The sequence below is a fragment of the Actinocrinis sp. genome (assembly GCF_035938995.1).
In the GTDB taxonomy this organism is placed as follows: Bacteria; Actinomycetota; Actinomycetes; order Streptomycetales; family Catenulisporaceae; genus DASZGI01.
Genome location: NZ_DASZGI010000253.1, coordinates 1 through 10,135 on the forward strand (window position 1 = coordinate 1; position 10,135 = coordinate 10,135).

7 protein-coding genes are annotated in these 10,135 nt (G+C 69.3%); 1 reads left to right on the forward strand and 6 read right to left on the reverse strand.

Annotated features, from left to right (window positions below; genetic code table 11):
* Positions 1-2,280 (forward strand): error-prone DNA polymerase (locus VGZ32_RS17645; RefSeq protein WP_326887165.1); only part of this gene is annotated, 2,280 nt, incomplete at its 5' end.
* Positions 2,281-2,317: 37 nt separating this feature from the next.
* On the opposite strand, the gene VGZ32_RS17650 is transcribed toward VGZ32_RS17645, so the two are convergent.
* The 6 genes from VGZ32_RS17650 to VGZ32_RS17675 all read right to left on the reverse strand — a co-directional run bounded on the left by VGZ32_RS17650 (position 2,318) and on the right by VGZ32_RS17675 (position 10,025).
* The gene (locus VGZ32_RS17650; protein ID WP_326887166.1) at positions 2,318-3,055 is read right to left on the reverse strand and encodes an SOS response-associated peptidase; all 738 of its coding nucleotides are present in this window, start codon (positions 3,053-3,055) and stop codon (positions 2,318-2,320) included.
* Positions 3,056-3,397: 342 nt separating this feature from the next.
* Positions 3,398-3,736 (reverse strand): Lsr2 family protein, encoded by a 339-nt coding sequence (locus VGZ32_RS17655; RefSeq protein ID WP_326887167.1) that lies wholly within the window; start codon positions 3,734-3,736, stop codon positions 3,398-3,400.
* A 343-nt stretch (positions 3,737-4,079) separates the two neighbouring features.
* A complete protein-coding gene (locus VGZ32_RS17660) occupies positions 4,080-6,704 on the reverse strand; it encodes a discoidin domain-containing protein (RefSeq protein WP_326887168.1) in 2,625 nt (874 codons plus the stop codon).
* 457 nt (positions 6,705-7,161) lie between these two features.
* Complete coding sequence (locus tag VGZ32_RS17665) at positions 7,162-7,833, reverse strand: YbhB/YbcL family Raf kinase inhibitor-like protein (RefSeq protein WP_326887169.1); 672 nt, start codon at positions 7,831-7,833, stop codon at positions 7,162-7,164.
* Positions 7,834-8,013: 180 nt separating this feature from the next.
* Complete coding sequence (locus VGZ32_RS17670; protein WP_326887170.1) at positions 8,014-9,201, reverse strand: glycosyltransferase; 1,188 nt, start codon at positions 9,199-9,201, stop codon at positions 8,014-8,016.
* A complete protein-coding gene (locus VGZ32_RS17675) occupies positions 9,198-10,025 on the reverse strand; it encodes a DUF2334 domain-containing protein (protein WP_326887171.1) in 828 nt (275 codons plus the stop codon). Before VGZ32_RS17675 ends, VGZ32_RS17670 begins: the two co-directional genes overlap by 4 nt.
* Positions 10,026-10,135: the final 110 nt, after the last annotated feature.

Consider the following 10,135-nt stretch of genomic DNA (forward strand, 5'->3'; position numbering starts at 1 on the left):
CGCCGCTCCCACCCCGACGCCTACTGGCAGCTGGACTCCGAGCTCGGCGTGATCGCCCACATGAAACTGGCCGGCTACTTCCTGATCGTCTACGAGATCGCGAAGTTCTGCCACGACCACGACATCCTCGCCCAGGGCCGCGGCTCGGCGGCCAACTCAGCCGTCTGCTACGCCCTGAAGATCACCAACGTGGACGCGGTGGAGCACAACCTGATCTTCGAACGGTTCCTGTCCCCCGTGCGCGACGGCTACCCGGACATCGACCTGGACATCGAGTCCGACAAACGCGAGAAGGTCATCCAGTTCGTCTACGACAAGTACGGTCGACAGCGCGCCGCCCAGGTCGCCAATGTGATCACCTATCGGGCCCGGATGGCGATCCGCGACGCCGCCCGTGCGCTGGGCTACTCGCCGGGTGCGCAGGACGCCTGGACCAAGCAGCTCGGCCCCTATGCCGGGGCGATGGACCTTCAGGCCACGGACATCCCCACCGACGTGCTGGATCTGGCATCCAAGCTGCACGGGTTGCCGAGGCACCTGGGCATCCACTCCGGCGGCATGGTCCTGTGCGACCGCCCCGTCGCCGAGGTCGTGCCCACCGAGTGGGCGCGGATGAAGGACCGCTCGGTGGTGCAGTGGGACAAGGACGACTGCGCCGACGCCGGGCTGGTCAAGTTCGACCTGCTCGGCCTGGGCATGCTCGGCGCGCTGCACGACGCCTTCGACCTGGTGCGCGACCACCACGACGTGAACATGACCCTCGGCACCATCCCCGACAAGGATCCGGCGGTCTACGCCATGCTCTGCGACGCCGACTCGGTCGGCGTCTTCCAGGTCGAGTCCCGGGCACAGATGGCCACGCTGCCGAGGCTCAAGCCGAAGGAGTTCTACGACCTGGTCATCGAGATCGCGCTGATCCGCCCCGGTCCGATCCAGGGCGGCGCCGTGCACCCGTACCTGCGCCGCCGCTCCGGAGACGAGAAGAAGGAGGAGGGAAAGGACTACTGGGCACCCCACTGGAAGCTGGAGCCGGTGCTCTCGCGCACCCTCGGCGTGCCGCTGTTCCAGGAGCAGGTGATGCAGATGGCCATCGTCGCCGCGAACTTCACCGCCGTCGAGGCCGACGAGCTGCGCCGCGCGATGAGCGCCAAACGCTCCACCGAGAAGATGCTCGCCCTGCGCCAGCGGCTGATGTCCGGGATGGCCGCCAACGACATCACCGGCGAACTGGCCGAGGACATCTACCAGAAACTCGAGGCATTCAGCTCGTACGGCTTTCCGGAAAGCCACTCGATCAGCTTCGCGTACCTGGTGTATGCGAGCTCGTACTTGAAGCTGTACTACCCGGCCGCGTTCACCGCCGCGCTGCTGAATAACCAGCCAATGGGCTTCTACAGCCCGGCCTCCCTGATCACCGATGCACGGCGGCACGACGTGACCGTGCGCGGCGTCGACGCAAACGCCTCGCGGGACAAGGCCACCCTCGAACCGGTGTCCGGTCCCTACAAGCCCACGCATTCGCACTCCTCCCCGTACCTGCAGCCCGCGATCCGCCTCGGCTTCGCCTCCGTGCGCGACCTCGGCGCCAAGGCGGCCGAACGCATCGCCCTCGAACGTGATGAGCATGGCGCGTACCGGGATTTGGAGGACTTCGTGCGCCGCACTGGGTTGTCGCGCGCGGCGCTGGAGGCCCTGGCCACCGCGGGCGCGTTCGCCTGCTTCGGCCTGACCCGCCGCGAAGCCCTCTGGCAGGCCGGCTCCCTGGCCGGCACCACCGAGGCCCACCTGCCCGGCACCTCAGGAGCCGAACACACCCCCGACCTGCCCGCCATGAGCCCGGTCGAGCAGACCTTCGCCGACCTGTGGGCCACCGGCACCTCCCCAGACTCCCACCCCATCGCCCATATGCGCGCCGAACTCGACGCCACCGGCCACACCCGCATCGCAGACCTCGGCGCCCTGCCCGACCGGAAGCTGGTGCACGTCGCCGGGATCGTCACCCACCGGCAGAGGCCCCCGACCGCGGGCGGGGTCTGCTTCCTGTCCCTGGAAGACGAGACCGGACTGGTGAACGTGGTCTGCTCGCCCGGGGTTTGGCAGAAGTATCAGCGCGTCGGCCTCGCCCACGGCGCCCTGCGCATCACCGGCAGCCTCGAACGCTCCGAACCCATCACCGATACAAACCCCAAGGGCGGCGCCCTCAACATCGTCGCCGGACGACTGGCCGCGCTGCGGGTCACCGCCCAACCCGGCCGCATCCGCAGCCGCGACTTCCGCTGACCCGCACGGGCCGACGCCGATCAGACAACAGACCTGACTACGCCTCAGGCAGCCGCTTGATCAGCTCAGGCCCCTGGTTGCGCACGTTGTTCACCGCCGTGCTGACGGGGTCGGCTTGCATCCCGACCGTGGCCGGGATCAGCAGCCCGCGCAGTTCATCCGCGTCCTCGGCCTGCGGGGCGAGCCATGTCTCGTACGCCTCGGCGGGCACGATCAGCGGGGCACGGTCGTGTATGCGCCCCAGCTCGTCGGTCGCCTCCGTGGTCAGCACGGTGACGGTCAGCAGCCAGGCGTGCGGGTCGTCGCGCTCCTTCTCCGGGTCGCGCCACAGTTCGTAGAGCCCGGCCATCGCCAGGGTGCCCTCGTCGGGGCGGTGGATGAAGAACGGCTGCTTGACCGCCTTCTTGCCGCCCTCGGGCGGGGGCTGCTCCTGCCATTCGTAGTAGCCGAGCGCGGGCAGGATGCAGCGGCGCTTGGCGAACGCCTGCCGGAACGAGGGCTTCTCCGGCGCGGTCTCCACCCGGGCGTTGATCAGCCGGTTGCCCACCGACGGGTCCTTCGCCCAGGTCGGCACCAGACCCCACCGCGCCGCACGCAGCTGCCGCTCCAGCGTGCCCGGCTCGTCGCGCCGCTCGCGGGTGAGGATCGTCGGGACGTTCTTGGTGGGGGCGACGTTGTAGTCCGGCTCCACCGGCTCGTCCACGTCGATCCGGTCCACCGCGAACTCCTGCGCCAGCTCCTCCGGCTTCTTGCGCACCACATACCGACCGCACATGTCTATAAGCCTACGAGTCGCCGCCGACAGCCGCTCGCGCCGCGCTACAGAGGTCGGCCCGGCCGGGCAGTCGCCGGCGCGAGCGGTGCGGGATCGCGGGAAGCGGAATGCAGCGCGGAGGTTATTTTCGCCGCACTTCCACCCGAATCGTAAAAACGTCCACGGTGGTGAACGCTCTTCAAAGCCGAACGCCCTCGGCACCTGGGGGGAGGAGGGTGCCGAGGGCAGCGCCCGAGCAAGGTCATCGGGTCAGGCCAGACCGGGGAAGTCTGACCACTCGTCAGTGTGGCACAGAATCGCCGCGCGGCCAGAGGCAACTCCGAGAGATTTTAAAAAGTAATGTCAGCTGTGCGCTTCCTGGAACTTGACCAGGAGGTCTTTCGAGACCCGGCCCCGATCCGATACCTCGTACCCCTGCGCTTTGGCCCAGGTGCGCACGTCCGAGGTGTCAGGGCCGGAGGAGGCCACCGCCGCGCGCCGGGTACCGCGCCCGGTGGAGCGGACGCCCTTCTCCTTGCGGGCCGCGCCGATGTACTTCGCGAGGCTTTCCCGCAGCCGCGTGGCGTTCTTGTCGCTGAGGTCGATCACGTACTGAGTGCCGTCCAGGCCGAAGGTAATCGTCTCGTCGGCTTTGCCGCCGTCGAGGTCGTCAATCAGCGTGACCTCTACCTTTTGTGCCATGGGATCACATCCGCTTTCGCCGTGGGGGCCATTTGCTGGTGATCATAACACTCCGGCGAACACAGAATAAGACGTCCTGCCGATATCCGCGTCACAGTACGGGGCTCTTCGAAGAGCCGGTATGAGCTGCGGAACGGCAGATCTTCCGGCAGAAATGGCCAGAACGTGGGATACGACCGCCGCGAGCGTTGGAGTGTCATCGAGTTCTGTGCAATCCCCGACGGGCGCGTGCACGGCCTCCTATCACAGCGGAGAAAGCGGTCGGCCCACGCGGCAGCAGTTGCCGCGTGGGCCGACTTACTTAGCCGACGTCTCCCGTCAGCCGACTATCCCCGATCCGGGATCAGGGGTAGCTGGTGACGGTGGACGGGGTGGTGTTGGTCGGTGTCGCGGCTCCGACGTTGTTGATGACGTGCTCGATCACGCCGACATTGCCGAGCGACACGGTGAGCAGGTCGTGGAACTGCACGCCAGGCGTATTCGGCGACTCAAAGGCGTGGTCGTTGACCACCGCGTTGTTGACGTTGAAGTAGCAGTAGCTACCCATGCCGTACGCCTGGTGCGTGGTGACGTTGGGCGCCACCTCGTACGCGGCGTAGCCGTTGGTCGAGCCGTTCATCCAGGCGGCCTGGTTCGGCGGGTCGTACGGGTTCTCGTTCTGGAAGAAGATGGTCTCGCCGCCGTTGCCGTTCCACTGGACCTCGTAGTTCTGGTAGTGCTCGACGAACAGGCCGGTCGCCAACACGTTGTTGCCGTTGACGACGAGGCCGTGCGCCGCGGTGTTCGTGGTCCAGCCGACGGTGCCCGCGTTGCCGTGGTCGGCGCGCCAGGCCCAGATGTCGTTGATCAGGGCGTTGTTGGCGTTGACGACCAGGCTGTTGGTGGCCTGGCCGGCGATGTCGCCGCCGATCCGGAAGAACACGTCCTGGATCGAGTCGGGGTTGCTCGCGTGGCTCACGTTCGAGCCCTGCGTCCCGACGGTCAGCAGCGCGTTGGAGTTCGTGGTGCCGGCGTCCAGCAGCAGACCGTTGAGGCGCACCCCGTCGACGTCGGCCACGTGGATCGTGTCCACGCCGCCCACCGGGATCAGGGTCGGGAAGCCGAGGCCCATCACCACGGTGTTGGGGTTGTTGACCTGGAGCGTCTGGTTGATGTTGTAAACGCCCGGGGTGAAGAACAGGTTGCAGCCCTGTGCCAGCGCCGCGTTCATCTGCGCCGCGGTGTTCGACGGCGTGGCGACGAAGAACTGGCTCATCGGCACCGAGGTGCCCGGGGTCGGGCCGCCGTTCCAGCTCGGGCCCGAGGCGTTGGTGCGCAGCGACGGAAGGAACACGTTGTAGTTGCCGGAGGAGTCGACGTACAGGTACGGCACGTCGCGCGAGACCGGCGTGGTGGCCAGCGTGGTCATCGGCGGGGTCGGGAAGCTCTGCCCCGGAGCGCCGTTGACGCCCGAGAACACCATGTTCCAGACCGAGCCGCTCCAGCTGCCGAAGTTGCTGTCCTGCGAGTACCACTGCTGCTGCGACACGGTCGACACTTGGCCGGTGACCTTGGAGTCGGCGATGTAGCCGCCGCTGGCGTAGCCGTAGCTGGCCGGGTAGACCTCGAGGCCGCCGTTGATCTGCATCCGGCGGAACGGTCCGGCCTGGGCCACCGCCCAGCGGTCGTTGCCGGCCGACGGGTTGATGGTCATGTTCTCCGCCGAGCGCCAGAAGTTCTGCGTGGCGTTGCCGGTGCCGTCGAACGAGTCCACGGTCACGTCGCCGTTGATGGTGACGTCACCGGGGTTCTGGCCGAGGCCCTGGACGGAGGTGTAGTAGCCGACGTTGTCCTCGACGCTGTAGGTGCCCGGCTTGAACAGCTCGGCGTAGCGCTGGGTGCCGAACTGGTTGAGCTTCTGCGTGTTGAACACCGAGTCGAGGTCGGACTGGATGGTCGCGCTCGACATGCTCGGGTCGAAGATGTAGGTGTTCGGGCCGAAGTTCGGCTGGTTCGACTGGCCGGTGCAGCCGGGCGGCGGACCGCTCGGCGATGCGGACGCCGAGGGCGAGGTCGACGGGGACGGGCTGCCGGAGCCGCTGCCCGCGTAGACCTGGAATTCCCAGATGGAGTAGCCCCATTGGGTGTTGCGGGCGGTGCCGTACATGCGGATGTAGCGTCCGGAGCCTGAGACGTTCAGGGTTTCGGTGCCGCCGGGGCCGGTGGTGGTGGAGTAGATCGTGGTCCAGTTGGTCGCGTCGTTGGACACCTGGATCTGATATGCCTTGCCGGAGGCCGTCTCCCATTGGATGACGACCTGGCAGATGCTCTGTGTGCTGCCGAGGTCGACCTGGAGCCATTGCGGGTCGCTGAACTGGCTGGACCAGCGGGTGCCGGTGTTGCCGTCGACCGCGTTGGACGCGGGGAAGGTGGCGTTCTCCAGGGAGGAGGCAGTGGCCGGATGGTTAAGGGCGACGTTGGTCGTGCCGCAGCCGGTGCCGCCGCCGATCGTGCCGTAGACCTGGAATTCCCAGATGGAGTAGCCGTACTGGGTGTTGCGGGCGGTGCCGTACATGCGGATGTAGCGGCCAGTGCCGGTGATGTTCAGTGTCTCGGTGCCGCCGGGGCCGGTGGTCGTCGAGTAGATCGAGGTCCAGTTCGTCGCGTCCGGTGAGACTTGGATCTGGTACGCCTTCGCGGAGGCGGTCTCCCACTGGATGACCACCTGGCTGATCGACGCGGTGGCGCCGAGGTCCACCTCGAGCCACTGGGGGTCGCTGAACTGGCTGGACCAGCGGGTGCCGGTGTTGCCGTCGACGGCGTTGGACGCGGGGAACGAGGCGTTCTCCAACGACGATGCCGTCGCGGGCTTGCCCTGCGACAACAGCGTGGGAGCCGCGTGCGCGGCCGTGGTGGTCGCGACGAGCGCGTAGACCGCGAGGGCGAGCGCGGTCAGCGTGGCGGCCGCCGCCCGTACCGGGCGGGGCATGGTTCTCCAGCGCGCCGGTGCGCCGGAGGATGAGGACTTCATGTGGGTTCCAGCCTTTGTCGGGGACTCGGGTCTGTGCCGTACGCCGGACCGTTGCGCTTCTCACGCGGGCATGGCCGTCCCGCCGAGGATCCGCGGCCTGAGTTTGGAGAGCGCTCTCCGACGGTGTGAGGTGTTGTCTACCCGCACGTTTCGGCTCTGTCAACGAATCCCCGTTGCGGAACCAGCCGGACGCTAGGCGCTGCGCAGCCGCAAGTGCACGATTCGGGGCCGACGCGGCGCGCGCCGGGATCACCGCGACGTTACGCGGCCAGTGAAAAGGCTGGTGCGGAACCGGGCCGAGCAATGCCGGCTCGCGAAGCCCGTCAATGAATCATGGGCCGTGAGGAGAGCGCTCTCCTCACGGCCCATGGGCAGGAAACCTTGCCGCGCTCCCGTATCGGCAGCGCGGCGAACCTCAGTGCTGCAGCGGCAGGCTGAACGTGCCGATGATGACGGTCGCTCCCAGAACATACGGGTTGATCGCGCTTATCACCTGCTCATACGTCAGGTCGCTGCCGGGAAGGGTCGCGGTCGACAGCGCGTAGAGCGTGAAGATGTAGTGGTGGGTCGAACCGTCGGCGGGCGGGCACGGGCCGCCCCAGCCGACGTTCGGGATCCCGTTGGTGTCCCAGCTGGTGGCGCCTTCGGTGTAGAGGTGCACGCCGTGGCCGGGCAGCTCGGTCACGTTGCCGGGGATGTCGTAGACCACGTAGTGGTGCCAGCCCCCTGCGCTCGGCGCGTCCATGTCGTTGACGAGCAGCGCGAAGCCTTGGGTGCCACTCGGGACGTTGGACCAGGAGAGTTCCGGCGCCAGGTTCTTTCCGAAGCACCCGGCCTCTGCTGCGTCGACGCCGCCGTATTCGGTCCACAGCGGCAGCCGCCGGCCGTCCCGGAAGTCCTTGCTGACGAGCGTGAACGGGTCGAGGTCGGTGGCGGCGCGCGTAGCGCTCTCAGCCAGCCGGGGCCGGGCAGCGGCGCTGGCGGAGCCGACCGCGCCGAGGGCGACGAGCGTCGCGAGCGCGGCGACGGACGCCGCCAAGCGCCGCGAGCGCGGCAACGATGAGGTGCGCGGGGTGAACAGGCCCATGGTGCCCTCCGAATCTCCGGTGGTTCGATCAGCCACCGAATATGCCAGCGCTCAGCTAACTTACGCTCCCGGGGCGAGTCAAGGGATCGTCGTTCTTCTCGTGGATCGGGACGGCTGCGAAAGATCGCGCGGCGTGCGCCCGTCCGGTGCCAGGCACGACTCGAACTGTGAGGGCGCAGCTCAGGCGGCGTCCACGGTTCGCTCGGCGCCTTCGTGGATCGCCAGCATCCGGCCGACCGAGGCCGACCAAGGGAACTGCGATGCCCGCTCCCGGGCCGCCGCCGCCCGCTCCCGGGCCGGGAAGGTCAACAGCTCCAGGACTCCGGCCGCCATGCCCGGGCCCGTCGGCGGCACCGCGATGCCCGCACCGGGCCGCGCGCCGCCGTGGACCACGCGACACGAGAGCAGGCCGCCAGGGTCCTGCGAGACCAGCTCCGCCGCCCCGGAACCCGCCGCCGCCACCACGGCCACCCCGCACGCCAGCGCCTCCAGGGCCGCCAGCCCGAACGTCTCGCACGCGGCGGGCGCCAGCACCAGGTCCGCATGTGCCAGATGCTTCGCCAGGTTCCCGCGCTGAGCCACGTGCCCGTGGAACGTGACCGGCAAGCCCTTCGCCCGGCGGCACAGCGACGCGTAGTGCGAGCCGCTGCCGTACACGTCGAGCCGCGCGTCCACGCCCCACGAGCGCAGCACCCGCACGGCCTCGACCGCCGCCTGCGGATTCTTCTCGTGCGACAACCGCCCGGCGTAGACCAGGCACACCACTCCGGGCCGCGACGTCGCGGTCGCGCGCATCAGCACCGAACCGGGCCCGGTCCCCGGCCGGAACGTCTCCAGATCCACCCCCAGCGGCACCCGCCGGATGTTGGTCGCCCCCGCCAGCGCCAGCTCCCGCTCCCCGAACGCCGAGGTCGCGACCACCTCGTCGAACCAGGTGACGATCTTGCGGGTCCAGCGCATCGCGGCCTTCTGCAGCGACTCCGACTTCGACCGGGTCCGGTTCGCCACCATCTCGCCGAGCCGCTCGTGCGAGAACAGGATCGAGCGCACGCCCCGCTCCCGCGCCCACGTCCCGGCCGGGGCGAGCGTCGCCTTGTCCGACACCTCGATGGAGTCCGGATTCAGCTCCTCCAGGATGTCGAGCACCTTCTCCGCGCGCAGGATCATCCGGTACCCGCCGGTCACCGGCGTGCCGGGCAGGGTGATCACGGTGCCGTGCTCGTCCTCGGCCACCGAGCGCTTCACCCCCGGCACGATCAGTACCCTGTCGTGCCCGGCCGCGACGTACCCGCGCCCGAGCGTGTCCACCACCGTGCGCAGCCCGCCGGAGCGCGCGTGGTACATGTTCGCCAGCTGGACGATTCTCACCGCGCGGCCGCCGCCGGCCGGGCCGCCGCGTCCTGCGCGCGCAGGTCGAGCAGGCGGCCGTAGGTGAGTGCGCGCGCACCCGAGCCGAGCGCGCGCTCGATCGCCCGCAGCGTGACCTCGCGCAGCCCTGGGCGGTGCAGGTCGTCCGGGTGCAGGGCCAGGCGCAGCGGGGCGCCAGGGCGCGGCAGAAGGCGCGAGTAGCCCCAGATCAGCAGCTCCCCCGCGCGTTCGAGGACGGGGCGGCCGGGCGCCGTCGACACAGCGCCGTCATGGATCGCGGGGCGGTGCGAGACGGAGGGCGCGAAGACCCGCGTGCCGTCGGTCAGGTCGTGCACGAAGAAGTGGCTCGTCCAGTACCGCAGCCCGCCGGCCGCCAGTGCCGCGCGGGCGCCGGGTCCGGCGAGGTAGCCCGGGGGTACGAACCCTTCGACGTTCAGGCCGGCCGCGAGCAGTGTCTGCCGCCCCTGCTCGACACGCTCCCGAGCGGCGGCCTCGTCGAGGGTCCAGAACTCCCCCGCCCCGCGCGCCGCGAAGCCGCCGCTCCAGCGCCGCAGCGTGCTTCCAGCACTCGGCTGCGCCGTGTGGCACCACCCGTGCAGGGCGATCTCGTGGCCGGCCGCCGCCGCTTCCCGCAGCAGCACGGCCGTCTCCGGGTCGTCGGCCAGCGGGGTTCCGCGCCACGGCCCGGGCACGGCGAGCAGTACGCCGGGGATCCCGAACCCGTCGAGGTCGGCGAGCCACCGCCGGGTTTCCGCGAGGGTCGCGGGGGCGACGTCGTGGATCGAGACGACCAGAGCCGGGTCCGCGGACGAGGTTGTTCGCACACCCGGAGCGTCACCGGTCCGGATGACGGCCCCATGACGCCCTCGCCGGATACAGGTAAACGCCGGGAGGCGAACGGGACGCACGCCGCGTACGGGGCGCCGGTTACCAG

Coding starts and splice junctions, on each gene's coding strand:
- VGZ32_RS17650 (WP_326887166.1), bottom strand. CDS start 3,055: ATGTGCGGTCGGTATGTGGTGCGCAAGAAGCCGGAGGAGCTGGCGCAG.
- VGZ32_RS17655 (WP_326887167.1), bottom strand. CDS start 3,736: ATGGCACAAAAGGTAGAGGTCACGCTGATTGACGACCTCGACGGCGGC.
- VGZ32_RS17660 (WP_326887168.1), bottom strand. CDS start 6,704: ATGCCCCGCCCGGTACGGGCGGCGGCCGCCACGCTGACCGCGCTCGCC.
- VGZ32_RS17665 (WP_326887169.1), bottom strand. CDS start 7,833: ATGGGCCTGTTCACCCCGCGCACCTCATCGTTGCCGCGCTCGCGGCGC.